Annotated in this window: 24 protein-coding genes; 17 read left to right on the top strand and 7 right to left on the bottom strand. The window is 53.1% G+C overall.

The window, feature by feature from the left end; all coding sequences use genetic code 11:
• Positions 1 to 159: 159 nt before the first annotated feature.
• The gene (locus ABD931_RS04320; RefSeq protein WP_345264299.1) at positions 160 to 1,080 is read left to right on the top strand and encodes an aspartate carbamoyltransferase catalytic subunit; all 921 of its coding nucleotides are present in this window, start codon (positions 160 to 162) and stop codon (positions 1,078 to 1,080) included.
• Positions 1,081 to 1,130: 50 nt separating this feature from the next.
• On the opposite strand, the gene ABD931_RS04315 is transcribed toward ABD931_RS04320, so the two are convergent.
• Together ABD931_RS04315 and ABD931_RS04310 are read right to left on the bottom strand one after the other, a co-directional pair.
• Positions 1,131 to 2,912: an ABC transporter ATP-binding protein gene (locus ABD931_RS04315; protein ID WP_345264297.1), complete on the bottom strand. Its 1,782-nt coding sequence runs from the start codon at positions 2,910 to 2,912 to the stop codon at positions 1,131 to 1,133.
• Positions 2,913 to 3,028: 116 nt separating this feature from the next.
• Positions 3,029 to 3,748 (bottom strand): hypothetical protein, encoded by a 720-nt coding sequence (locus ABD931_RS04310; protein ID WP_345264295.1) that lies wholly within the window; start codon positions 3,746 to 3,748, stop codon positions 3,029 to 3,031.
• A 172-nt stretch (positions 3,749 to 3,920) separates the two neighbouring features.
• On the opposite strand from ABD931_RS04310, the gene nusB reads away from it, so the two are divergent.
• The 8 genes from nusB to ABD931_RS04270 all read left to right on the top strand — a co-directional run bounded on the left by nusB (position 3,921) and on the right by ABD931_RS04270 (position 10,846).
• Positions 3,921 to 5,057: a transcription antitermination factor NusB gene (nusB, locus tag ABD931_RS04305; protein WP_345264293.1), complete on the top strand. Its 1,137-nt coding sequence runs from the start codon at positions 3,921 to 3,923 to the stop codon at positions 5,055 to 5,057.
• Between the two features lie 57 nt (positions 5,058 to 5,114).
• Positions 5,115 to 5,417 carry a YtxH domain-containing protein gene (locus ABD931_RS04300; protein WP_345264291.1) on the top strand — a complete coding sequence of 101 codons (303 nt, stop codon included), beginning with the start codon at positions 5,115 to 5,117 and terminating at the stop codon, positions 5,415 to 5,417.
• Between the two features lie 49 nt (positions 5,418 to 5,466).
• The gene (locus tag ABD931_RS04295) at positions 5,467 to 5,943 is read left to right on the top strand and encodes a DUF1573 domain-containing protein (protein WP_345264289.1); all 477 of its coding nucleotides are present in this window, start codon (positions 5,467 to 5,469) and stop codon (positions 5,941 to 5,943) included.
• Between the two features lie 63 nt (positions 5,944 to 6,006).
• Positions 6,007 to 6,330 carry a preprotein translocase subunit YajC gene (yajC, locus tag ABD931_RS04290; protein ID WP_345264287.1) on the top strand — a complete coding sequence of 108 codons (324 nt, stop codon included), beginning with the start codon at positions 6,007 to 6,009 and terminating at the stop codon, positions 6,328 to 6,330.
• Positions 6,331 to 6,359: 29 nt separating this feature from the next.
• The gene (locus ABD931_RS04285; RefSeq protein WP_345264285.1) at positions 6,360 to 7,166 is read left to right on the top strand and encodes a YbbR-like domain-containing protein; all 807 of its coding nucleotides are present in this window, start codon (positions 6,360 to 6,362) and stop codon (positions 7,164 to 7,166) included.
• Positions 7,163 to 7,777, top strand: coding sequence for a dephospho-CoA kinase (gene coaE / locus ABD931_RS04280; protein WP_345264283.1), 615 nt, complete (start codon positions 7,163 to 7,165; stop codon positions 7,775 to 7,777). The genes ABD931_RS04285 and coaE overlap by 4 nt, the downstream gene beginning before the upstream one ends.
• Positions 7,778 to 7,780: 3 nt before the next feature.
• Entirely contained in the window at positions 7,781 to 9,442 is a 1,662-nt protein-coding gene (locus ABD931_RS04275; RefSeq protein ID WP_345264281.1) for an amidase, read from the top strand.
• A gap of 108 nt (positions 9,443 to 9,550) precedes the next feature.
• A complete protein-coding gene (locus tag ABD931_RS04270) occupies positions 9,551 to 10,846 on the top strand; it encodes a hypothetical protein (RefSeq protein ID WP_345264279.1) in 1,296 nt (431 codons plus the stop codon).
• 834 nt (positions 10,847 to 11,680) lie between these two features.
• Here the strand turns inward: ABD931_RS04270 and ABD931_RS04265 are convergent.
• Entirely contained in the window at positions 11,681 to 12,190 is a 510-nt protein-coding gene (locus ABD931_RS04265; RefSeq protein WP_345264277.1) for a hypothetical protein, read from the bottom strand.
• A 307-nt stretch (positions 12,191 to 12,497) separates the two neighbouring features.
• Here ABD931_RS04265 and ABD931_RS04260 point away from each other — a divergent pair, with 307 nt between their 5' ends.
• Positions 12,498 to 13,760, top strand: coding sequence for a cation:proton antiporter (locus ABD931_RS04260; RefSeq protein WP_345264275.1), 1,263 nt, complete (start codon positions 12,498 to 12,500; stop codon positions 13,758 to 13,760).
• 226 nt (positions 13,761 to 13,986) lie between these two features.
• Here the strand turns inward: ABD931_RS04260 and ABD931_RS04255 are convergent, their stop codons facing one another.
• Positions 13,987 to 15,045 (bottom strand): helix-turn-helix transcriptional regulator, encoded by a 1,059-nt coding sequence (locus tag ABD931_RS04255; RefSeq protein WP_345264273.1) that lies wholly within the window; start codon positions 15,043 to 15,045, stop codon positions 13,987 to 13,989.
• A 128-nt stretch (positions 15,046 to 15,173) separates the two neighbouring features.
• Here ABD931_RS04255 and ABD931_RS04250 point away from each other — a divergent pair, with 128 nt between their 5' ends.
• Both ABD931_RS04250 and ABD931_RS04245 read left to right on the top strand, forming a co-directional pair.
• Complete coding sequence (locus ABD931_RS04250) at positions 15,174 to 16,604, top strand: aldehyde dehydrogenase family protein (protein ID WP_345264271.1); 1,431 nt, start codon at positions 15,174 to 15,176, stop codon at positions 16,602 to 16,604.
• Positions 16,605 to 16,678: 74 nt separating this feature from the next.
• The gene (locus tag ABD931_RS04245; RefSeq protein WP_345264269.1) at positions 16,679 to 19,570 is read left to right on the top strand and encodes a hypothetical protein; all 2,892 of its coding nucleotides are present in this window, start codon (positions 16,679 to 16,681) and stop codon (positions 19,568 to 19,570) included.
• 327 nt (positions 19,571 to 19,897) lie between these two features.
• On the opposite strand, the gene ABD931_RS04240 is transcribed toward ABD931_RS04245, so the two are convergent.
• Positions 19,898 to 20,785, bottom strand: coding sequence for a bifunctional 5,10-methylenetetrahydrofolate dehydrogenase/5,10-methenyltetrahydrofolate cyclohydrolase (locus tag ABD931_RS04240; protein WP_345264267.1), 888 nt, complete (start codon positions 20,783 to 20,785; stop codon positions 19,898 to 19,900).
• A 687-nt stretch (positions 20,786 to 21,472) separates the two neighbouring features.
• On the opposite strand from ABD931_RS04240, the gene ABD931_RS04235 reads away from it, so the two are divergent.
• The gene (locus ABD931_RS04235; RefSeq protein ID WP_345264265.1) at positions 21,473 to 22,060 is read left to right on the top strand and encodes a hypothetical protein; all 588 of its coding nucleotides are present in this window, start codon (positions 21,473 to 21,475) and stop codon (positions 22,058 to 22,060) included.
• A 165-nt stretch (positions 22,061 to 22,225) separates the two neighbouring features.
• On the opposite strand, the gene ABD931_RS04230 is transcribed toward ABD931_RS04235, so the two are convergent.
• Positions 22,226 to 22,483: a hypothetical protein gene (locus tag ABD931_RS04230; protein WP_345264264.1), complete on the bottom strand. Its 258-nt coding sequence runs from the start codon at positions 22,481 to 22,483 to the stop codon at positions 22,226 to 22,228.
• Positions 22,484 to 22,666: 183 nt separating this feature from the next.
• Between ABD931_RS04230 and ABD931_RS04225 the strand changes: the two genes are divergently transcribed.
• Both ABD931_RS04225 and ABD931_RS04220 read left to right on the top strand, forming a co-directional pair.
• The gene (locus ABD931_RS04225) at positions 22,667 to 22,885 is read left to right on the top strand and encodes a hypothetical protein (protein ID WP_345264263.1); all 219 of its coding nucleotides are present in this window, start codon (positions 22,667 to 22,669) and stop codon (positions 22,883 to 22,885) included.
• A 123-nt stretch (positions 22,886 to 23,008) separates the two neighbouring features.
• Positions 23,009 to 23,248, top strand: a complete 240-nt coding sequence (locus ABD931_RS04220) for a hypothetical protein (protein WP_345264262.1) — start codon at positions 23,009 to 23,011, stop codon at positions 23,246 to 23,248.
• 18 nt (positions 23,249 to 23,266) lie between these two features.
• On the opposite strand, the gene ABD931_RS04215 is transcribed toward ABD931_RS04220, so the two are convergent.
• Positions 23,267 to 23,752, bottom strand: a complete 486-nt coding sequence (locus ABD931_RS04215; protein WP_345264261.1) for a DUF4385 domain-containing protein — start codon at positions 23,750 to 23,752, stop codon at positions 23,267 to 23,269.
• Between the two features lie 144 nt (positions 23,753 to 23,896).
• On the opposite strand from ABD931_RS04215, the gene ABD931_RS04210 reads away from it, so the two are divergent.
• The gene (locus ABD931_RS04210; RefSeq protein WP_345264260.1) at positions 23,897 to 24,553 is read left to right on the top strand and encodes a DUF4142 domain-containing protein; all 657 of its coding nucleotides are present in this window, start codon (positions 23,897 to 23,899) and stop codon (positions 24,551 to 24,553) included.
• 268 nt (positions 24,554 to 24,821) lie between these two features.
• Entirely contained in the window at positions 24,822 to 25,565 is a 744-nt protein-coding gene (locus tag ABD931_RS04205) for an SOS response-associated peptidase (protein WP_345264259.1), read from the top strand.
• The last annotated feature ends 90 nt before the right edge of the window (positions 25,566 to 25,655 follow it).

Genomic DNA, 25,655 nt, shown 5'->3' with positions numbered 1-25,655 from the left:
CCAAATTCAGTTCGTAATCGGCATAACCAACTGATTACCTGGCGGCTACCTCACCCCTGGCCATCCCGCTCCTGGCGCCGGAACGCGCTTAGGCGAGGGGGTGCTTTGACTTCATACAGGTAGGGCGCTATCTTTGCCAAACTTTGCTTCACAATCCTCATGCAACAACTCAGCGTCCGACACCTGCTGGGCATCAAGAACCTGACCGAAAACGACATTCAGCTTATTCTGGATACTGCCCGCGAGTTTAAGGATGTGATCAACCGCCCCATCAAAAAAGTACCTTCTCTCCGGGATATTACCATTGCCAATGTCTTTTTCGAGAATTCAACCCGCACCCGCCTTTCGTTTGAACTAGCCGAGAAACGGCTCTCCGCCGACGTCATCAACTTTTCGGCCTCCGGCAGCTCGGTGAAGAAAGGCGAAACCCTGCTCGACACCGTAAACAACATCCTGGCCATGAAAGTCGATATGATTGTCATGCGCCACGCCAGCCCCGGTGCCCCGCATTATCTCTCCAGCCGCATCAACGCCAACGTGGTCAATGCCGGTGACGGTACCCACGAACACCCCACCCAGGCCCTGCTCGACTCATTTTCCATCCGCGAAAAACTGGGCGATGTTGCCGGTAAACGCGTCGCCATCATCGGTGATATTCTGCACTCGCGGGTGGCTCTGTCAAACATCTTCTGCCTGCAACGCCAGGGTGCCGAGGTAATGGTTTGCGGCCCCACCACCCTCATCCCGAAATACATTGGCTCGTTGGGGGTAAAAGTCTCCCACAACGTACGCGAAGCTCTGGCCTGGTGTGATGTGGCTAACGTACTGAGAATTCAGCTGGAAAGACAGCAGATTAAATACTTCCCCTCGCTACGCGAATATTCGCTTTACTACGGCATCAACAAGAAAATGCTGGACGAACTGGACCGGCCGATTGTGCTGATGCACCCCGGCCCTATCAACCGGGGCGTCGAACTGACCTCCGATGCCGCCGACTCGCACCACTCCATCATCTTGGATCAGGTCGAAAACGGCGTGGCGGTGCGGATGGCCGTGCTGTATCTATTGGCGCAGTTGTAAGATTTTCACGCAAAGCGGGGTACCGCTTTGCGTGAAAACTTAAGTACCTCTTAGGCTTCTTCCGCCTGCAACTGTTTTTCGTACAGCTCCCGATACGCGCCATTGTGCGCCAGCAATTCTTCGTGGGAACCTTGTTCGACAACTTCACCGTCGTCGAGTACAATGATTTTGTCGGCGAGCTTGGCAGAGGAAACGCGGTGGGAGATAATGACCGAGGTCCGGTTGGCCATAATCCGCTTCAGGTTATTCAAAATGATGTTTTCGGTGTTAGTGTCTACCGCCGACAGGCAATCGTCCAGAATCAGAATCTTCGGGTCGCGGGCAATGGCGCGGGCGATAGACAAGCGCTGTTTCTGACCACCAGACAAGGTAATTCCCCGCTCGCCGATACGCGTTTCGAAGCCTTCCGGAAAATCAATGATGTTCTGGTACAGGTCGGCATCCCTAACGGCCTGCTCAATACGCTCCTGCGGCATATCGGGCTTACCGAACCGCACATTGTTGCTGATGGTTTCGGAAAACAGAAAAACATCCTGCGGCACATAACCCATCTGCTCCCGGAGGGAGGTCAGGTTATAATCCCGGATCGGAATGTTATCTACCCTGATCTCGCCGGCACTCGCGTCGTACATGCGGGTGAGCAGGTTGGCAATGGTACTCTTTCCTGAACCTGTAGTGCCCAGAATGGCAATAGACTCACCGGCTTTCACCTGCATTGAAAAGTCTTTCAGGGCCACAATACCGGAGTCGGGATACACGAACCGCACGTGCTTGAATTCGAGTGCCCCTTCGATCTCCCGCTTTAGCTTCTTTTCGGAAACAATCTCGGTTTTATACCCCAAAAACTCGTTGATTCGCTGCTGCGAGGCTGCCGCCCGCTGTGTCTGACTGGTGGTCCAGCCCAGTGCCATTACCGGCCACGTCAGCATATACACGTACAGGATAAACTCGGTAATATTACCGGGAGTCAGCCGCCCGGCCATCACCTCCTGACCGCCAACGAATACCACCAGCACGTTGCTCAGCCCAACCAACAGCACCACCAGGGGGAAAAACAGCGAGTCTACCTTGGTCAGTTGCAATGACTTCTGCCGGTAAAGATCGCTTTCGCGGGCAAAATTTTCGGCCGAAGTATCTTCTTTCACAAATGCCTTTAGCACCCGAATGCCCGAAAAGGCCTCCTGTACGGTGGTCGACAGCCGCGACAAACTCCGCTGAATCTCCTCCGACCGCCGGATCACTACATTATTGACAATATAGATGGCTACCGACAAGATCGGCAGCGGCAGCAGCACATACAGCGATAGTCGGGCATTAATCGATACCATGTACGAAATCACCAGAATAAAGAGCGTAATCAGGTTTAGCCCATACATGATAGAGGGGCCAACGTACATCCGCACTTTACTAACGTCTTCGGAGATACGGGCCATCAGGTCACCCGTATTATGCCGCCGGTAAAACGAAAGCGGTAACGTCTGATAATGATCGTAGATTTCGTTCTTCAGATCATACTCGATATGCCGCGACATCACGATGAGCGTCTGGCGCACCAGAAACAGAAAAAAGCCTTTCAGCAGCGCCATCACCAGAATCAGAATACCATACAGCAGAATACTGAACGCAAATATTTTGTATAGCGCCGACTGCAGTTCCGCCTTATCATAGAGGTAGTAAATATCCAGCGTCTCCCGAACCAGGTCGAGTGAATAGCGCACCAACTGCGCCGGAAAAATGCCGAATAGGTTAGAGATAACGGTGAAAACAGTACCCCAGATCAGGTACCATTTGTACTTCAGAAGGTATTTATTGAGGTGGGATAGTGCTTTCACAATAAACAGACAAAGGCTTTTCCGAACTCAACAGTTTCGCGGCCGGAAAGGTTGCAGGGAGAGTTAAGAGTTAATAATTAAAAAGGCGTGCGCCAGCAACTCTTAATTCTTCACTCCTATTCCCAGATTACCCGTGAGGTTGATAAAGCCGCCAGGGCGAGGAGGGCGACGCCCATAAAACCGGTAGCCAGCAGGATGGCGCTTATCGCCCAGCCTTTGCCCCTGTATTTCTCGGGGTTACGGCTGATTTTAGTGAGGCCTGCTATACCGGCCAATACCGAACCCAGCGAAAAAACCATGCCCGCTACCCAGGCAAAACCCGACGTGAGCGAGAGAATCAGAATACCGTATGGCACCAGACTCCCGGCCAGGGCAAGCCAGTTCAGCGTGGGTACCCGGCGGGTTTTGTTGTACGCTTTGCGCTCGGCCGGCGTCAGCTTTTTGGCTACATACTGAACCGATTCGGTCTCGCCCCAGGAGAAAACAGGGCTGCGCGGCCGTTGTGGCACATCCGGATTTCGGCTCAGCACCGGACTGATACGGGGCTTTGGTGAGCCGACAGAGGCCGGGACCTCCGTTAAACGCCCAACCGGTGTTTCGGTTTCAGCCCGTGTTTGGGGGCTTACCGGAAGCGCCGACGGAATAGCCGGTGCCGTATTAGGAAGTGTATCGGCTGGGGCTACCGAAGGATGAGTAATGGCCGAAGCCTGGTGACGAAAGCCGCTTTGGGGCTGAAAAAACGGATAGTTAGACGGACTACAAGCCGACATCAGACCCGCAACGGAGAGACACACAACCACACTCCGGACGCAGGCCGCCCAACGGTTACTAAACATAGTACAAGTGATACGATAAGGGTAAGCGATTTAGTTTCGGTTGGGAAAACTACCGAAAAGGCCGTAATTTTGCAACGATTTTCCGGAAAGTTCTTTTTCTTATCGGTAGAATTAGCAGACTAAATAGTGTTTTGGCGGGATGTTGAGCAGACGGTTACTCCGAATAAAAGTTATGCAGGCCCTATATGCCTTACGGCAGGCCGAATTGTCGAACCAGCAACTGGCGCTGGACGGCATCAATGATTTGTTTCAGCCGGATCTCAACTCCATGGAACCCCAGGACCGCCGGCAGTTGGATGGTTTCCGGCAGTTGGCCTCCCTGTTGTTTCAGGAGGCTGTGAAAGAGCATAAAGCCGCCGACGATGATGACGCACCAAGCAGTGTGCTGAAAGCGGCCAATGACGCCCTCACGTTTTACCAGATCCGCTCCCGAAAAGACCGTCAGCACCTTTCCCAGGCCTTGATCGAAGAAACCAAAGGCATTTACAACGGCTACCTGCGGGTGCTGCTGCTGCTGCCCGAACTCGGTCAGGCTGCCCGCATTGACCGGGAGCGCCAATACCCGGACCCCGACGAAAAGTCTTTTCCGCAAGAGTCCGGGCTGGATAAAAACCGCGTAGTACAAGCGCTGGCCGCGCATAAAGCGCTGGAGACCGAAGCGATCCGCCGGAACATCAGTTGGTCGGAGGAAGTTAACTTTATCCGCAAAGCGTACCGCGAGGTACTGAAAGCCGATGACACGTACCGCGCTTACTGCGAACAGCGGACCCACACCCCCGACGAGGATCAGCAACTGGCCCAGTATGTGCTTCGGCAGATTATCTTCAAGCACGAGGTATTTCACAATTTCCTGTCCGAAATCGACTTGAGCTGGGTCGAAAACAGCGAAGTGATCCGCGGCCTTGCCATCCGGACGCTCAAATCCGTGCAGAGCGCCGGGGGGGTGCAACTGGAGCCTCTCACCGACGACTGGGAGGAAGATCAGCTTTTTCTGACGACGCTGTACCTGAAAGCACTGGAAAACGACGACGAATACGAAAAACTGCTGGCCGATCAGCTAAAAAACTGGGATGTGCAGCGCGTTGCTATGCTCGATAAAATTATTCTAAAACTGGCTGTTTGCGAGTTGCTTAACTTTCCAAACATTCCGGTCAAAGTTACGATTAATGAATATATTGAGCTGGCCAAAGCCTATAGCACACCGAAAAGCGGTAAGTTTGTCAACGGAATTTTGGATAACTTGTCCGAAAAACTGACGGCTCAGGGCAAGCTCCGGAAGAGCGGTCGCGGTTTAATTGACAACCGCTAATGCCCGACCGTTTGAGTTTTTCGTTACTATTACAACTCATTCATTTGCATACACGCTATGAGCAGAAACAGCCGAGATTTGGCATTTTTTCTGACCGGAGCCGCTGCCGGCGCTCTGTTTGGTCTTCTGTACGCTCCCGAAAAAGGAGCCGTCACCCGCGATAAACTGTCGTACCGCCTGTCGAAATACCGGGAACAGTTGCAACAGCTCCTGGCCGACCTGCTGGAAACCAGCGACCTGCCCGAAAGCTTTGCCAAAACCGAAGGGCAGCGGGTCGTAAACGACGCCCGTGAAAAAGCCGAGCGGCTCCTGGAGGATGTCGACCGGCTAATGGCCCAGATCAAGCGGCAGAACTCATAATCTGTGTTAGTCATCCAATTGTCCGACGTATTCAGTAGTTTCAGCAGCCATGTACGTAGTTTGTAAAAAATGGCTTTGCCTTCTGGCTATTGTGAGTGTGAGCATTAGCCAGTATAGTTGTGACAATCGTCAGCAACAGACCGACCATTCGGAGGAAACAACCTCCGGCAACGTGCCGAAAATCACCTTTGCTGAAAAAGGGGTGTATAATTTCGGGACCATTACTGAGGGTGATACCGTGGAGCACTCGTTTACGTTCGTCAATAACGGCTCAATTCCGCTTATCATCAATAACATCACGGCTTCGTGCGGCTGTACCACGCCCGAATGGCCCCGTGAGCCAATTGCACCCGGTGCCAAGTCATTTATCCGGGTGCGCTTCAACAGCCGGGGCAAGCAAGGTGAACAGCACAAGACCGTCAGCATTTTTGCCAATACCGATCCGGCCATTACCGACCTGCAATTCCGGGTTATGGTGAAGCCGAAATATACGGTAGCTGACTCGACCCAAAAGCCGGTTTCCTGACCATATCCTGTAGTGCCGGTGTTTTGCCGGCACTACGTTCCTGTTTTAACTCTCACTGTACCTATGCAACTGATTCTCCTACAGGCCCAAGCCACCCAGCCCGACCAAACTACCTCCATGATCTACAATGTCCTGTTGTGGGCAGGTATCATAGGCGTTTTTTACTTTTTTATGATCCGGCCCCAGCAGAAGAAACAGAAAGAACAAAAGTCGTTTGTCGAAAATCTGAAAAAAGGCGATAGCGTTGTCACTATTGGCGGTATGCACGGCCGAATTGCCGCCATTGAGGGTACTACCGTTACGCTGGAGGTAGACCGGGGTGTTAAGCTGACGTTTGAGAAAACGGCCATCTCCCGCGAGGCTTCTGCCAAGCCCGCTCAGCCTTAATTTGTGTCGGTACTGTTACGGAGACGCCATTGGCCAAAGCAATACCTACCTCTCGCCCCATTCGGCTGACCAAAATACTGGTTAGTCTGCTGGCGGCTGCCCTGTTCTGGATAATGAACTCCCTGAACCGCGATTACCACTCCCTTAATATTGAGTACCCAATTCGGTTTTTGTACAATGACTCGCTGTATGTTCCGGTTTCTCCGCTGCCCCAAACCATTACGGTGAACGTCTCCGGCGTTGGCTGGGAACTGCTGGGACACTCCTTGTTGCCCTTACAGGCCAAACCCGTCGATTATTACGTACGGAATCCCCTCAGAGCATCGGCCATTAATACCTCGTCGCTGACAGCCGCCTTAGCGGAGCAGATCAAAGATGTTCGGGTCAACTATGTGCTGGCCGATACGCTGGACCTGAATTTTGACCGGCGGCTGTCAAAACCGATCCGTATTATGGTGGACAGCGCCCGTATTGATATGGCTCCGCGCTTTGTTATTACGAGCATCATCAACGTGACCCCGTCGCATATTCAGGTCGATGGGCCAGAGCGACTGGTGAGTGGTCTGCCGGATACGCTGCGGCTTATGATTCCGAGAAAGCGGATAGCGGATAATTACGACGAAGAGTTGCCGGTATCCGCGTTTCAGCACCCCCGCCTGAATGCCAGCACTAACCGGGTGTTTGTAAGCTTTGAAGTAGCCGAATTATTGTCGCCCCAGCCGCCTGTTTCCGATCAGATCCAACGCGTAGCGGCTCCGGCCCCTACCCGTCAGGAAACCGGCCGCTCAGCCATACGGACGAACCGAGCCCGAAACCGCCCTAACCGAGACCGATGAACCAGCAACGACCCTTACAGATTGGCGTAACCGGCGGCATCGGATCCGGAAAAAGTACGGTCTGCCGGGTATTCGAAGCCCTGGGCGCTCCCGTTTACGAGGCCGACAAACAGGCTATCTGGCTGACCAATCACGATCCAATTCTTAAGGCCGACATCATACGGCTGCTCGGTCCGCAAGCGTACGATGAGGCCGGTCACTATAACCGGCGCTGGGTTGCCGCACAGGTATTTAGCAGCCCTGACCTGCTCATGCGGTTAAATATGTTGATTCACCCCCGCGTGTTGGCCGACACTCAGCATTGGGTCGATAACTACCGGGATAAGCCCTACGTCATTAAGGAAGCTGCCCTGATGCGGGAGGCCGGTAATGGAAACACGCTGGATTCTGTCATTGTGGTTCATGCACCTGTCGATGTTCGGATTCAGCGCATTCTCCGCCGGGACCCGCACCGGACCGAAGCAGACATCCGAAATATCATCAACAGCCAGATTAGCGACGACGAGCGGTTAAAAATTGCCGATTATGTCCTTTTTAATGACGAACGTCAGTTGCTGATGCCGCAAATTCTGCAACTTCACCACGCATTTTCTCAAACTGTACCTGCCTAACCGATGCGAAAGATTCTACTACCGGTAACTGCCTGTGCGGTAAGTTTTATTGCCGGAGCCTTCCTGACGGCCCACGATGACCCAAAAAAGCCATTAACCACCGATATGGTCGACGTGGCTTCGCGGGTGTTTGGCTTGGAGTTTACCCCCGCCGAGCGAGACTCTATGCTGGATGAGCTCAACGATACCCGCAACGATTTCGACGCTATTCGCAAAATTGACCTGCCCAATGAAGTAGCACCGGCCCTGTATTTCAATCCCCTGCCGGCCGGCTTCAAACTACCTCAGGGGCCTAGTTCCTTCAAAGCCAGTCCGGCGGGTAAAGTAACGCTGCCGGCCAACCGGGATGAGCTTGCGTTCTATACCGTTGGGCAGTTGGGTGAACTGATCCGTACCCGGCAGATTACCTCGGAAGAACTGACCAGATTCTTCCTGAACCGGCTGAAAACCTACAATCCGAACCTGCTGGCGGTGGTTACACTAACCGAAGAGCTGGCCCTGCAGCAGGCCAAACGGGCTGATGCTGAGCTCAAAGCCGGCAAATACCGGGGCCCGCTCCACGGCATTCCGTACGGAGCCAAAGACCTGCTGGCCAAAAAAGGCTATAAAACGACCTGGGGCTCTGTTCCGTATAAAGACCAGGTGCTGGATTATGACGCCACCGTGGTTCAGCGACTGGAAAACGCGGGAGCTGTTCTCTGCGCTAAACTCACCCTGGGCGAACTGGCCATGGGCGATGTATGGTTTGGGGGTATGACCCGCAATCCCTGGAATCGGGAGACCGGCTCCAGCGGCTCATCGGCCGGTTCGGGGTCCACTGTAGCCTCCGGGCTGCTGCCGTTTGCCATCGGTACCGAAACGCTGGGATCTATTGTATCGCCGTCTACCGTCAATGGCGTAACCGGCCTGCGGCCAACCTTTGGGCGGGTAAGCCGGCACGGCGCTATGGCGCTGAGCTGGTCGATGGATAAAATTGGCCCTATGACCCGTTCGGTAGAAGACTGTGCCCTGGTGTTCAACGCAATCTACGGCCCCGACGGCAACGACCCCACCGTTATTGCCGCGCCATTCCGGTATTCGCCCTTGCCGTCGCTGAAGGGCATTCGGATCGGCTATCTGAAAAAAGCGTTCGACGAAGAGTATCCAACCAAAGAAAATGATGCCGCCACCCTGGCGATGCTGACCAGGCTGGGAGCTGAGTTGATTCCGATGGAGTTGCCCGATATTCCGGCCAACCGGCTCACATTCCTGCTGAGTGCCGAAGCAGCAGCCGCCTTCGACGAACTGACCCGATCGGGAAAAGACGATCAGTTGGTGCGGCAGGGCAAAAATGCCTGGCCAAATGCCTTCCGGGCCGCCCGGTTTATTCCGGCCGTTGAGTACATCCAGGCCAATCGCATCCGGACGAAACTCATAAACGATATGGCCCAGCGGCTGAAAACGGTGGATGTGTACATTACCCCAACCTACCGGGGAGGTAACCTCGCCCTGACAAACCTGACCGGCCACCCCTGTGTGGTGCTGCCCAATGGCTTCAACGCCAGAGGTTTGCCAACCAGCATCACTTTTATGGGGCAACTGTTCGGCGAAGATAAGCTGCTGGCCGTGGCCAAGGTCTATCAGGATGCCACTACCTTCCACCAGAAACACCCTACATTATACTAAAAGTCGATTTGTTTTAATTTTTTCGCCCAGATAAGCGCGTATGCTAATTTGTTCGGGCGTTTTTGGGCGTCCGGCAGTTTAGTAGATGATGTGTGAATGCCTGTGGCGATGAAACAACCTATTTTACTCCTGCTTTTACTGTGCCTGGCGGCTGGAAAAGCCTATGCTCAGCCGGATATTGCTGACGGAACGACAACCGACTCAACCGGATCTGCTCCGTCAGCTTCATCGTTAAATATTTTCCTGAACTGTGTCCATACCCGCTGCTACGACGATTATGTTCGCACGGAGTTGTCTTTTTTCAACTTTGTGCGGGACCGCTACGTCAGCGATGTAGAAATATTGGTAGTCAACCAGCCAACGGGGGCGGGTGGGCGGCAGTACACGCTGACGTTTTTCGGGCAGAAACGGTTTCAGAACCTAAAAGACACCTTAACCTTCAGCAGCCGCCAGACCGACACCGACGATATGATTCGCCAGCAACTGGTGCTGCACATGCAACGTGGGTTGTTACGGTATGTAATGGCCGGTGACCTTATCAGTCAGGTTCAGATCAGTTATCCAAAGCGCAGGCCCCAGCATAACCCGACGGCGCTCCAGCCAGACCGCTGGAATTTTTGGGTATTCAATATAGGCAGTAACGGCTCGGCCAACGGTGAAAGCAACCGTAATTACCTGAACATAAGCAATCATGTGCAAATCAGCCGGGTAACTGCTTCATCCAAGTTCAACCTGTATACCTACTATAACCAGAATCGCAGCCGCTATATGCTCAATGGCGAAGACATACTGGTCAGAAATATTGGCTACGGCTTCTCCTCCCTGTTTGTAAAAGGTTTCTCCGAACATTGGTCGGCAGGCGGTTTCATGCGGGGCTACCATTCTGTTTTTCAAAACATAAACTTCTCACAAAGTGTAGCACCGGCGCTCGAATACAGCGTGTTTCCACTCTCGCAGGTTACCCGGCGACAGCTCCGGTGGATTTACCAGGCCGGCCTCCGGAAACTTCTGTACCTGGAACCAACCATATACGACAAATCACAGGAGACGCTACCCTATCATCAGATTACCGGTATCTTTGGAATAACCGAACCCTGGGGTACACTCCGTGCCGAATTGTCCGGCTATCAGTATCTGCATGACTTGACCAAAAACCGATTGACGGTGGAGATGGACCTGGCCTGGCGCGTAATGGAGGGACTCTTTTTTCGCATCAACGGCAGTGCCAGTCTGATCAACAATCAGATTTCACTGGCCCGATCGACCATTAATACCGAAGATGCCTTACTGAACGGACGCCAACTACCGACAAATTTCAATTACTACTCGTCAATCGGGCTAAGTTTCACCTTTGGCTCCATTAACAATTCAGTAGTTAATCCCCGGTTTTCGGGGGTAGATTAACTATTTCCATAAGGGCTTTTAATGAACATTTAATTAGTTACTTATGGATCGGGCAGATATCCTTGTTTATTTTGCACTATGATCTGATAAGCATATGCCGGCAATCAGGAACCTTTTCGTCATCATTTGCCTGCTGTTTTTGGCAGCAGGCCGGGTGTGTACCCCGGCAGAAAGTGATATTGGGTTGGCCCTTGTATATTCAGACACGCCGATTTCTGTATTTTCTTCAGGAGTGCCTCAGGAGAAAACAGCAACAGACCGGATAACATTTATCTGGCTGGCCGAGGAAGAACAGGATAACCTTAACGACGATATTGACTGGCTCCTGACGTTTGCACCACATTCAGTCTGGGGCAGGCATTCTTTTCCTCTTTCCCTGACACAAGTCACCACTATGTCTGGCGAACGGCGTGGCTGGGTTGTAATACCCTATTACCTACTTTTCTGTTCACTTCGCATACCTTCGTGCTGATTATATTGCTGATGCTCAAACGGTTAATTCAGTACACTGCACCAGGCAGAAGCCCGGTCCCGGCAACTGGTAACTAAGCAAGGCCTTAGCAATGGCCGGCCTGGCGATACCAGGCGAACCGTTGCACAACCCTCAGCCCTTACTATCGGGCAGACATCCACCATCAGCAAACCTTTTTTGCGTTTTCTTCCGGCACAAAAGACAGGCTCATAACCCATCATGTGCTCAAAGATAAAGTAGTTGAGAATGTTTAGATTGTAGTACACAACCGCTGAGCTTTCGGCGGTTGTGTCTTTTTAATGCAGCATCAACAAAAAAGTCCTGCCAGGGCAGGACTGAATCGTTCACCGGGCAGCGCTCGCTCAGGCAATAATGTCTTCGCGAATAAACCGGCCGGTATTGTCGAACCGCACCATCCGGACCGACGAGTTATCCCAGGCAACAACCAGTGCCCGAAAGCCGCTGGTCGATTGCGGGGTATCACCAACATAAACCTGTTTTACGTTATAAACCGGGTAATTGGTCCGCAGGTAAGCCTGGCTGACTTCCGGAAAAGCGGTTCCGCTCACGAGCCGGCCCGATTCGGTGATAAACGTCCCGGACTCTGTAAACAACTCCGAAACAGCAGCACCGTTCTGGGAAAAACGACCCTCCCATATATTTTTGCCAATTCTGGAGAAAGCTGCCTGCCGGGCCACACTAAGTTGGTTACGCTGCACAAACGCATCATACACGGCTACCGGAACCCCTATTTTCGCTGCCTCATTAATAAGCTCTGCTTTTTCATTCTTGCAACCGGTTAATCCGGTTACCTGCCCCGTAAGCAATACCGCCCAAATTAGTTGTACAGTAATAAACCGTTCTAGCTTCATAGTAACATGAGGTTGATTGAACAATAAGGTCTGTCGTTTTGATGTCTAACAAGAATAATTTTGAATGGTTAGACGCATTAACCATTTATCATTTCGCAAATCTTCATATTTTTAATCAACTTTTCAATTCGTTTTAATACGATTTAAACCTCCAGTCCCGAAAATTGTACTGTGAGAACGAAGAAAGTGGTTTCGTCCCATAGAGAAATTAAAATGGTGTGGATAATGTAGGAAAGTCGCCGGGTAATACCCGGCGTTTTTTTTGCTCCGAACAATAGCCTGCTTATCCTGTTTCATAGCAGAAGCTATGACATACAATATTCTGCTTATCGTTCTGGGGATTGCGATTGTAGCGGTAGCCTGGCTGCCATACTCCATACAGCGTTATCCGCTTTCGTATCCGATCCTGTTTGTGTTGTTTGGTATGCTCGTCTACAGTCTGCCTCTGAACCTGCCAACCCCTGACCCAATGGTTCATCAATCGCTGACAACGCACCTCACCGAACTTTGCGTGATTGTGGCGCTCACCGGAACCGGCCTGAAAATTGATAAGCCCTACAGCTTCCGGGGCTGGCGCATTCCTATCCGGCTGGCCACAGTAATGATGATCGCGTCAATCGGGTTGCTGGCAATTGCCGCCTGGTACTGGACCGGTCTGTCTCCGGCGGCTGCCGTATTGCTGGCAGCCGCGCTGGCCCCCACCGACCCGGTGCTGGCGGGTGATGTGCAGGTAGCCGGGCCGGGCAAAGGGGCCGAAGACAATGTTCGATTCGCCCTCACCGGCGAAGGCGGACTCAACGATGGATTGGCGTTTCCGTTTGTTTACCTGGCCCTGGCAATCTTTCCGCCGTTCAACAGCCTGGGCGACCAACTGACGTACTGGTTCTTTAAAGATATACTGTATCGGCTGTGCGTTGGGATGGGGGCAGGTTATCTCTCCGGGCGGTTGCTGGGTTACCTGATTTTTGGCCTGCCCAAAACGGTCCGGATTGAACCCGAATCGTACGGCTTTGTTGTCATTGCCATCACCTTCTGCGCCTACGGGATTACCGAGTTGCTGGAAGGCTATGGCTTTCTGGCGGTATTTGTTGCCGCTGTAGCAGTCCGGAACACAGAACGAACCCACGAATACCACCAAATTATGCATTCCTTCGCCGATCAGGTTGAACGACTGCTTACAGTAGTTGTGCTTATCCTGTTTGGCGGCTCCATCGCCCTGGGCCTGTTACAGGCGCTAACCTGGGAAGGCGTGGCCGTTGGTTTATTGCTGCTGCTGATAATCAGACCCCTGACGGGCTGGCTAACCCTGATGGGTACCGAAACAACCCGGCGTGAACGGTGGGTAATTGCCGGATTTGGCATTCGGGGTGTCGGCTCCTTTTTTTACCTTGCCTTTGGGATTGAAAAAGCCGGCTTTGCCGAAGCTGAAACGCTCTGGGCTATTACGGGTTTTTGCGTTCTCGTTTCTATTTTCCTGCATGGTATTTTGGCTACACCGGTCATGAGTTGGCTCGATCGCCATCAGGAACATAAACCGGCCGGCAAATACCAGCGGCACGATTCCGAATAAGATATATACTGGTTTTGGTCCATGACGATGCTGATCCGTGGCAAAAATTTTCGGTCTGGAATAGTAGAAACCGCCACGCAACTCTTTTTATAGAAAAGAGCCACTTCTTTGCTCCCATTCCGCTTTCACGCAGTGAATATACAGAACTAAGAAAGTAGTTTTTCATCATAGGTTTAGTTCAAGCAAATAGCCCTTCGCTGAAGGGCTTTTTCTTTGCCTGCCAGACTTACTGCGCCAGCCGGTCAATTTCAAACCGCAGTTCGTCGGCGAGTTGCCGCACGCGGTCGAGGTTGGGGCCGGGTTCCGGTAGCTGCCGGCTGAAAAAAGCGCTGACTTCCCATACTTCCAGCACATCCGATAAAGGCACCTCCTGACTGGGCGTAGGCGGCTTCTGATCGGCAAGCAGCAGGGTTCCTGTCCGTTTAACCTGGTTGAATACCCGCCGACACATCAGTCCCTGGTGGCGGACCATGAGAACGTATAGGCGTCCATCGGTAATATCAAACCAGTTACGAACAAACTGCCCGATGAGCAGTGCCCCCGGAAACGAAAAATCGGCTCCGGCCTCAAATGCCCGATAATGTCCCGCCGGCAGCAATGGTATACGCAGAGTCGGCAGGCGGCTCAGGTAATCGGTCTGCTGGTAGCGCTGCTGGTACTCGCCAAACTGAAACTGCTGTACATACGGGATACCAGGCTGCAAACTACCGTCCTCGCGTCCTGCACTGTGGGCTTCCGGGCGGGCGGCCGACAAGCCTTTGTCGTAGACAGGTGCTTTTTCGTAAACATTATTGAAGGTCAGCGGAGACTCGGGTACGCGCTGCGCATACCCGTTCGGCATAGACAGGCCGTTTTTCAATGACACCGGCCGGGGCACTACCCGCTGCGCCACCGCCCGGATGGGGTCGGGACCCCGGTAATATTTTTCCAGTACCTTTGCCAGCGGCTGGGGAGCCTCAACCGCCGGCTCCCTGAAAATCGGCGGTGGGGCTGTTACTGTTGCCCGTTCGGCTACGATGCGGTCGCTCGCAGACCGGTCCAGTGAGAGTGGGATGCTGAGGTCGGGGGTTTCCCGGATTTTTCGCAGGTCCTGCTTAAGCAACTGATCAACCGTGGTGTTAAACGCTTTGGCAATCGCCATCAGGTTATCAAGGTTCGGGTTGGCGCGGGCCTCTTCGTAAGCACCCAAAAGTGACCGTTTGATGCCGATCCGGCGGGCAAACTGCTCCTGAGTTAATCCGTTGAGTCGGCGCAGATATTTTATGTTGTTGCTGACAATGCTCATCAGGCCGGTTTTGACAAAATTTTTAGCTAAAGTAAACGATTAATCCGTGAAAAATAAATGGGAGTTAATGGGAAGTTTTTTGTGTTTTACGTATACCTTTTGGTATCTATTGACTTTACACTATCCCTATGAGCGCCACAACTGCCCCCATTGATCTGACAACCACACTACAAACAATGTTTGACCGGCAGCGCCTGCACGCTCCGGTACAGGCGCTAACCACAGCCGCCGAGCGCATCGACCGCCTGAAACGCCTGCAACACTGGATGCTGACCAACGAAGAAGCTATTCAGCAGGCCTTGTATGCCGATTTCCGGAAACCCGCCCCGGAAGTGAGCCTGGCCGAGATTTACGCCGTCAACTCGGAACTGAAGTTTATCATCCGGCATCTGAAGCGCTGGATGAAGCCCCAGCGGGTGCCGACCCCACTTAACATGGTTGGTACGACAGGCTACATCCGGCACGAGCCGAAAGGCAATGTGCTGATTATTTCGCCCTGGAATTATCCGTTCTCGCTGATGATTAAACCACTGCTGGCTGCCCTGGCCGCCGGTAACGTGGTGATGCTGAAACCATCGGAGCTGACGCCCCATACAGCCGCCCTGCTCAACCGCATGGTTCAGGCGCTGTTCCCCCCGGAAGAAGTGGCCCTGGTAGAAGGCGATGCCGCCGTGGCGCAGGCCCTGCTGGACCAGCCGTTTAACCATATTTTTTTTACAGGCAGCCCGGCCGTGGGTCGCCTGGTAATGGCGGCAGCTGCCAAACACCTGGCCTCGGTTACGCTGGAACTGGGTGGCAAGTCGCCGGCTATTGTCGACGAAACCGCCCCACTAGCCGAAGCCGCCGGGCAGATTGCCTGGGGTAAGTGCATAAATAACGGCCAGACCTGCATTGCGCCCGATTACCTGCTGGTCCATGAGTCGGTAAAAGCTCCCTTCCTGGAGGCTTTTCGCACCGCCGTTCAGCGCATGTATAATGCCGATGGACGCGGGGTTGAAGCATCCGACAGCTACGCCCGGATTGTAAACCAGCGACATTTCCAGCGGGTACGCCGGCTGATCGATGATGCAGTCGAAAAAGGGGCCAGCATAAGCCTTGGTGGCCAAGTGAACGAGTCGACGAATTTTATTGAACCCACGGTGCTGGATGGGGTAACCAGCGATATGCAGGTGATGCAGGAAGAAATTTTCGGACCGGTGCTGCCGATTCTGACGTACCGAAACCGGGAAGAAGTAGTGCAGCAGGTCAACGCCGGCGAAAAACCCCTGGCGCTCTACATTCACAGCCGCAACCAACAGAATATCGATTATTTTCTGGCGCACACCTCCGCCGGTGATACGGTCATCAACGACATGATGCTCCAGTACAGTCATCCGGAGATTCCGTTCGGCGGGGTTAACAACAGCGGTATTGGTAAGTCTAACGGTTACTTCGGCTTTCAGGAGTTTTCAAACCAGCGCGGGGTGGTCCGGCGTGATTTTGGCACCCTAAAATTCGTGTACCCGCCGTACACCCCCAGAGTCCGGAAGCTGATAAACACCCTGATGAAGTATTTTTAAGGCAATTTTTTAATAAAAATACCCGGCCCGGTATTTGCCGGCCGGGTATTTTTGTTATTTCGTGTCAGACGACTATGATGATGCGAAAACTTCTCTGGATGGGCTGCCTGGCCGCCTTCCCGGCTTTTGCCCAGACCTTACCCGTTCTCAACCAGAACCCCACCGGTTTGCGGTGGTACAAAATCAAAACTCCTCATTTTCGGGTACTTTATCCCGAAGGTTTCGACAAAACGGCCCAACGCACCGCCTGGCGGCTGGAGCAAGTGTATGAACCCGTCAGTGCCTCGCTCAACCGGTGGCCCCGGCCTATCAGTGTTATCCTCCAAAATCAGAGTACCATCAGCAATGGCTTTGTAACCCTCACCCCGCGCCGGTCGGAGTTTTTTACAACGCCACCGCAGGACCCTTTTCTGCTGGGCACCCTCGATTGGCTGGATCAACTGGCGGTGCATGAGTTCCGGCATGTGGTGCAAAACGAAAAAGCCCTGACCGGCTTCTCCAAAGCGGTTTATTCGGTGATGGGTAATGCCGCCCTGAGTGCGCTGACGCAGGGTGTCCCTGACTGGTTTTTTGAGGGCGATGCCGTTGGCACCGAAACCGTGCTGACCCGCAGCGGCCGAGGGCGGATACCGCATTTCGACCTCGGTTTCCGTACCAATCTGCTGACTGGTCGTCGGTTCACCTACCCCAAAGCCGTGGGTGGGTCGTACCGCGATAATGTGCCTAATCACTACGTATTGGGCTATTTTCTGACTACCTACCTCAAACGAACCCACGGAGTCAATGTCTGGAGCGAGGTGCTGAACCGGTACTATCGGTTCCCGCTGTACCCCTTTTCGTTCTCCAACAGCCTGAAAAAGATAACCGGCCTGCGGGTGGAAGAACTGTATCGGCGCACCCTGACCGACCTGAACGAAACCTGGCGGCAGCAGCAGGAAGGGCTTCGGATCACTCCGGCCACCTATTACCCGGTCCATACAACCCGCCGGGTATTCACCAACTACCAGTATCCGCAATACCTGACGGATAGCACTCTTCTGGCCATTAAAAGCGGCCTGGGCGATATTTTTCAAATCGTAATGCTCAGCCGGAACGGTCGTGAACGGAAAATCGTTGTCCAGGGCCTGGTCAATGACCCGGAGTTCTTTTCGGCGTCCGGCGGCAAAGCAGCCTGGATCGAGTACCAGTATGATCCGCGCTGGCGGCAGCGGGTGTATTCCGAAATTCGGGTGCTCGATCTGGCCACGGGCCGCCTGCGGCACCTGACCCACCGGGGCCGCTATACGGCCGCTGCCCTGTCGCCCGACGGCCGGAAAATAGTGGCAGTGCGCAATGAGGAGGCATACACCACCCGGCTGGTCGTGCTGGATGCCGAAACAGGCCGCGAACTACAGGTCATCGACAATCCGGACAGTATGTTCTACCAGCACCCGCGCTGGCAGGACAACCAAACAATAGTGGTTGTAACGCTGAAAAACGGGGGCAAAACCATCGAAGTCCTCAACACCCGGGAAAACACCCGACTGGCGCTGCTGCCGGTGCAGATTGAAAACATCAGCAACCCGCAGCCCTGGGGGCCGTATGTGTTTTATAACTCCCCACAGTCGGGTATCGACAATATTTACGCGGTAGATACCCGCAGCGGGCAAACCTTTCAGGTGACCTCACGCCCGGCGGGGGCTTACCACGCAGCGGTATCGCCCGATGGCCGCCGGGTAGCGTTTCACGACTTTACCGCCGACGGCCACCGAATTGCCGAAATGCCGCTCGATCCGGCGCAATGGGTGGCGGCCGAAACAGTGCGTGACCGGCCGGTGCGCTACTTCGGACCGCTGGTGGCGCAGCAGCCGAACGGGCAGCGGGCCGTATCCGTATTGAGCGATTCGCTGCCGGCCGGCTCGCCCTACCCGAGCAGCCGCTATAACCGGCTGACCAATGCCATTAACATCTATAGTTGGGGACCCATTGTAGCTTCCAGCGGGCAGGCGCTCACCGTAGGTGTGCTGTCGCAGGATCTGCTCAGTACTACACAACTCGCAGCCGGGTATGCCTACAACCAGCCCGAGCAGGTGGGCAATTTTTACGCCAACCTCAGCTACCAGGGACTGTTTCCCATTATCGACCTTGGCTTTCAGAGCGGTAGCCGGAACACCTCGATTTATATTGACCGCCGTGAGCCCCTGGATAGCCTCCGGACCGATCGCTGGCAGTATAATCAGCTGACCGCCGGTCTCCGGCTGCCGCTGATCCTGACCCGCTCCAAATACCTGCAAAACCTGACGCTCTCGGCCAATTATGCTTACCAGCAGGTGAACGGCTACGATTTGCCGGTTCGGTACCTGACCGAAGTAGGGTTCGGCCGGTCGCTCAACACGGTCAATTACGGTCTTGCTTACTCCCGAACCCTCCGCCAGAGCAAGCGCGACGTAGCTCCGCGCTGGGGGCAAACCCTATCGGCGGTCTGGCGCACCACTCCGTTTGGCGGCACGCTGAACGGCGAACTATGGGCGGTACAGGGTAGCGTGTTTCTGCCCGGCCTGCTCAAACACCATTCTATACGGCTGCGGGCGGGGTATCAGCAGCAGATGCAGGGAACCTACCGGTTTAGTCCGGCAGTGTTCTTCCCACGCGGGCAGTCGTACGTCAGCTTCGACCAGTTGCGTATTGGCAGTGCGGAATACCGGTTACCGCTGCTCAATCCCCACTGGGCGGTAGGCCGCTGGGTTTATATCCAGCGGGTAACGGCAGCCGGTTTCTTTGACGCTGCCGAAGGGGTAAGCAAGGTTACCCAACAGGGCAGACAGCAAACGATTACGCGGCAATACAGCACTGCCGGGCTGGACCTGACGTTTATTTTTAACCCACTACGGCTCCGTACCCCGTTGCAGGCAGGTGTCCGGAGTATTTATAACCTGAACACGGGTGAGTGGCTGTTTCAGCCGCTGATCATCGATATTGGCTTCTAACAGATTAACCAGCCTTATTTACGGTTTACCGCCTAAAATTGCCGTTTCGCCTGAATGGGTATTGAGAAACGATACATTCAGGTGCAATTTTGACTCAACAAAACAGTAAACAACTATCCACACACAACGTTCTCTGGCCGGTACCAATAGTACAGTATGCCGCCATCGATCCTAACCGACAGATGGCGGCATACGTATACGGCGGAACAATTTCTGGACACGACAACACGCATATTATATACGTTAGGGTTTGGGTTAAATAAACAACTAAAGGTCAGCCTCATCATCAGGCTGACCTTTGTAGTTTTAGCACCAGCAAAACCCTGCTTACGGTTTGGGGTAAATTTCCTGGCGGGCGGCTTTGAGGGTATTCTGCATCAGCGAACAGATTGTCATCAGGCCAACCCCGCCGGGCACCGGGGTAATAAACGCAGCTTTGGGTGCCACCTCATCGAATTTCACGTCACCTTTCAGCGCAAAACCACTCTTTTTACTGGCATCCGGTACGCGCTCCAACCCAACATCGATCACCACGGCACCGTCCTTCACCATATCGCCGGTAATAAACTCCGGCCGGCCCAGGGCAGCCACCAGAATATCGGCCGAGCGGCAAATGGCGGCCAGGTTTTGGGTACGGCTGTGGGTGAGCGTTACGGTGCAGTTACCCGGATACGTGTTGCGCTGCATCAGAATACTCATGGGCAAGCCAACGATCTGGCTCCGGCCCACTACCACACAATGCCTGCCGGCCGTTTCGATCTGGTACCGGCTCAGCATTTCCAGCACGCCCTGCGGGGTGGCAGAGATATAAGCGGGTAAGCCTTTGGCCATGCGGCCGATGTTGATGGGATGAAAGCCATCCACATCCTTCGCCGGGTGAATGGTTTCCATGACTTTATCAGCCGAAATATGGTCGGGCAAGGGTAGCTGAACAATCAGGCCATCAATGCCGGGATCTTCGTTGATGGCGCGTACTTTATCCAGCAGTTCGGCTTCCGACACCGAGGTATTGAAGCGGAACAGCGACGATTGCATGCCCACCTCCTCGCAGTTTTTCATTTTACTGGCCACGTAGGTTTCGCTGGCGCCGTTGTTGCCGACCAGAATAGCCACCAGGTGCGGAATCTTGCCACCCTGGCTCCGGATGTCGGCCACCTGAACCGCTATTTCCTGCTTGATTTGCTGAGAAAGGTACTTACCGTCTAATAGCTGCATATCTAAGTTTAAATAATGAGTGATGACTCCTTCCCAAAAGCACTCCAGCCGAAGAGGTACCAGTTGGGAACGGTCTGGGCCAAAGGCCCGATGACTTTGTCCAAACGGAGCGGCTAAGATAAAGGTTTTTGGGTTGCTGTGCGTTTCCGGCGTCTTCGCCAGCGGCTGCCGGGGTAGGCAGCCGGCATTCTGTTAACAGTTTAGCCAGTTATGGGTTACTAAGCTAATGACAACCGGGCGGGTAAAAATGAGCAGTCTGGCAGACTGCAGAATTTGCCGGAATAACCAGTAAACAACAAAATGATGAAAAAATGGAAATGGGGGACGGTGTGGCGCTATGCGGCTCACCCGTTCAACGGCTTTATCGCGGTATCCGTGCATCAGTATTGCGTACCAAACCATTTAAAGCCGGATTACAAACCGTGGATACTGACACTGGCAATCTCTGTTAACTGACGGCGGATTACGCGCTTCCGGTGCAGAACGAGTATAGGTAACAACCAGCCCCGGCCCCGCCGGGGTTTTGTCTTACCCGGGGTTTTGGCGCTTGAACTTAGGGCAGAAAATTCATTTTCCCAAGTTCAGCTCATAGGCAAATCAGCATCGGCTCTCAGCTTGTAACCGTAAAACGGACTAAACAAGAGCTCACAGGAGCAGTTACTAGTTTGTAAACCAACAACAATACTGATGAAACGAGTTATCCTGCTTATCCCATTGATAGCCCTGGTAATCAGTTGCTTCAGCGATCTTGATCCCGATCCGATGAAGCCGGTTATCTTTCCCGCCGGGCAGCATCGGCCAATTGGTCTACAGGTGCCCCAGCTTTATCCAAAACCAGTAAAAATTGAGGTATCGCTCCAGTTCGACGCCGAGAGTATTTATCAGTTGCCGATGGCGTATCAGCCTAACTGGAACAAAATTACCGGGCTCAGCTTTGGAAATGTTCATGAAAATTCGGCCCGGCTCGTCTGGCGCTGGCTCAATAACCGGATCGAAATTGGCCGCTATACGTATGTCAACGGTACCCGCGAGTACGGGGTGATCGACACCATCACGCTCGGCGAGGTAAAGCGCTACCGAATTGGCATCGACCGGCTACACCGGATGTATGAATACAGTGTCTGGGACCAGGAAACCAGAGGATACCAGACCCGGTATCGACAGCTCTTTTTCCATAAAGGCAACCTGGGTATATTGTGCAATCCCTACTTTGGTGGCAGTCAGCCGGCACCAAAGCGGGTCCAGTTCCATATGCGGGATCTGCTGGTCCGGTAGGTGAGGTATAGATAGGTACCGTAGCGCCTTCGGGCAAGGCGCTACCAGAAACCGCCCGCTATTTGGTGCATATTACCCGATTAACGAGTTGTTGCCCGGCAAGAAAACCCGGCCGTGGAGACCGGGTTTTCGTATGTAAGTGTACCGGGTACTATTGCAACCGGTCTACGTCTTAAATTCAGCCCGTTCGGCCTTCCGGACCACATACCGGAAGGTCACCCCCTGCTGGCGAAAATAATCCTGTAAATGGGTCAGGAGAGGTTCTAAGCGATTCGACCACATTTTGTGCAGCCAGAAGAACTGGTGTACTTTGTCGGTATCGTCTTCTTCTAACTCCCGCTGGTGAATAATAATAATCTCCCCGTCTTTAGCCTTAGAGGCCAAATCCATTAGTGACTCATTGATGGTGAAAAAACGCTTCATATCAACCTCCCGCTTTACTACCACATAACCACTGATACTTATAAAGGTTTAGAAGATTAGCCGCCGGGCGCCAACACAAAAATAACTATGAGTCACTATCCATTCGGTTAATTGAATAAGGTTAATTGAACAAAATGCCACGGTTAATAGATTACTAAGTGTCGGCTTAATGACTTTTTAATAATGGGGGAGATTGAACGTGTTGAAGAAGGAGAGTTAACTAGTCCAGGAGCGTTTACCAGTTTTCCGGAAGCGCTATCCTACATCCGGCGTATACAGGAAGACGTTGACGATACATTCTGCATTGTCTCCCGTCAGGAAGGGGTGTTTGAAGTGGTCCCATTTCTGGAAGGCCTGTACCTGATTAGTCAATCGGGGTATCGGTTGATTTTTGCCTACTGATGGCACCGGCTGATTATAAGCCTCTTAGGATAGTGTTTTTTTTGAATGGAGTATAATTTAAAATTAATTTTCACCATACTTGATTGACCGATATTTGTAGACTATATTTTTATACACAGTACAATGAATGATTACAGTTCCTCCGAGGAGGGAGGAGAGTACAGGCCCAGCGGGTCAGAGGGAGAGCCTTCCATGCAGGCGTTTACCACGCTGGCCGAAGCTTTGTTGTATTTGAGCAAAAAACGGCAGCAGGATGATGCTTTGTATTGCATTATTGCCAAAAACGAGGCATTTTATGTTGCTCCATTCAGCTTAGGCCGACTGCTGATCGATAATGGATTTCAGTTGGTCTACGGGGGTTAACGCCGTCTGCCCCCCTCCTCAGCCATACCGCTCCTGATGGGCCTTTTTCAGTCGTTTATAGTCCTCATCGTCCCTCGCTATCCGGTACTTATCATAGAAAATCCGGGCACTCTCCGCCTTTACCGGATCTTCGGTGCGAGGTAATTCGTCCCGACCGTGGGCTCCGCTCCGTCCTTTCTGATCGGCGGGTACAGGGCCCTCATATTTCTGCCCCGAGCGGTGATTAGCGTATCGCCGGGCACGGGTATAACCCATTTGCAGAAACTTCCGGGCCATGTCCATACCCACAAAATCGCCTGCTGCCTTATACGCCAGAAAAAGCTGGTAAATCGTTTCCGACGAGTTGCGGGCAATCTCCGGCGTTTTAAACCGCCAATAGGGCAGAATTTCTGATTTATAAGGCTCTACCAGCAGAACGCCCTGTTCACCCTTTCCAACCCGATACAACTCAGGATGCCGGCGCATATCAATGGCCCGGTAATCCAGCGAATAATCAAACGACATAACTCCTTAGCAAAAAGCTATATGCGAAAACACTCCCCAAAAAGTCCCTATAGGCAATAAACAACTTCTTACTAAACTTTACTTTGGTACAGTTGGTTAGGAGGCAAATTGATTTAATATATATACTCTACAAACTTAATCAGAATGAAAAAAGCATCTATGGTTGTCGGACTGATGCTCCTTTTAGTAACAGCAGGCGTTTCGGTGGCGCAGCAAATCAATACCAGGAATTCACGTAATTCGGCCACTACTACCATTGGCGTTATGAGCCGGGAGGAGTTCAGGCGCTTGAATGAGCGGGGGGCGGCTCAGATAGCAAGCGTAAACCCAACCCGTGCCCGGCTCTCACAGGCCGACCAGGACCTGATGATGCAGGTTGCCATAGGCAGCATGATGCAGTTAGAAATCAGCCGCCTGGCGGTCCGGAAAGCCTCCACCGAAGCGGTCCGGCAACTGGCCCAGGCTGAAGTTGAAGAACAAGCCGGGCTGTTGGCGAAGTTAAAAGAACTTGCACGAGCGAAAGGCTCTACCCTGCCGGCTAAGCCGGATGCGCAGATCCGGTCGATGATCAGCCGGATAAACGGAATGTCGGGCGCAGCCTTCGACCAGATGTATATGCAGGAAAGTGGAGTAAAAGGCCACGAAAACCTGGATCGGATAATGGCTAAGGTTGAGTCAAACGCCAGTGATGAAAGCCTGAAGAATCTGGCCGAAGCGGCTCACCCGCTGGTGAAAACGCATCTGCAGGTAGCCCGCGAAACCCTGGGCCAAAAGAGCAATAACGGTACCATGAGCCGATAATCGCAACACTTAGTCAGAATCTGCCGGGTACGTCCATCCAACAGGTGCCCGGCTTTTTTTGTCCGATCCTCACCGCCCCCTGATCCCGTTGCTGCAGTTCCCAAAAAATTTCTTACTCGCCCCGCAGGTTTTTCCTATTCCCTGCACCAGATATAGAGCGGTACCCGCTTTTGCCTATACATGAGCTTTTGTCAACAGAAGAGGTATGAAATTTGTTTCTCAGTTATGCCCGCCAACCGGGACACGGTGGAATTCAATTTCTGCGTTTATGTGCTTTCATAACTCATTAAGTGTTGACCAGCCAGCCCTGGAGAAGCGGTACAAAGCCAAACTCGATGATTCGGCCGGCTTTACGCCGGTTTACCACGCCAACGCCTACCAGTTTCCGGACTGGCCGGTTGTTACGCACCAGCAACCGGGCAAACTCCAGATGCTGCAATGGGGTCTGATTCCCAAATGGGCCAAATCCCGGCAGGATGCCGACGACATCCGGACCAGGACGCTGAATGCCCGTTCAGAAACGGTATTCGACAAGCCCTCGTTCCGCTCAGCCATTCAGGCTGGCCGGCGCTGCCTCATCCCCTCCACCGGCTTTTACGAATGGCATACCATCGGGAGCAAAAAGTTTCCGTTCTTCATTAACCTGAAAAATCAGAAAATCTTCTCTATTGCGGGTATCTGGGATGAATGGACCGACCCCGAAACAGGCGAAGTGCAGCAGACCTTCAGCCTGCTCACCACCGAAGCCAATCCGTTGCTGGCCCGCATCCATAACACCAAACAGCGGATGCCGGTCGTGCTGACTCCCGAACACGAAAAAGCCTGGCTGCACGATGACCTCACCGAAGCGGAGGTGCTGGTCATTACCGGCGACCTGTTTCCGGCCGGGCAGATGCACAGCCATAGTATCAGCAAGCGCATTACATCGCGCACCGAGCCCACCGACGTGCCGGAGGTGCTGGCCCCAGCCAATTACCCGGAACTGCAAAACCGGGCAGAACTCTTCGCCTAGGCTACTACCATTCGTCCCGGTTTTACCTGAGTTTACCCCCTGAATCCTCCAGTTTATCACGTTGGTTTATATTCCCACGGACCAGGTCAG

Origin of the sequence: Nibrella viscosa (assembly GCF_039541875.1) — a bacterium.
In the GTDB taxonomy this organism is placed as follows: Bacteria; Bacteroidota; Bacteroidia; order Cytophagales; family Spirosomataceae; genus Nibrella; species Nibrella viscosa.
The sequence above is the reverse complement of the archived record's forward strand: the minus strand, read 5'-3'. Positions and strand labels throughout refer to the sequence as shown.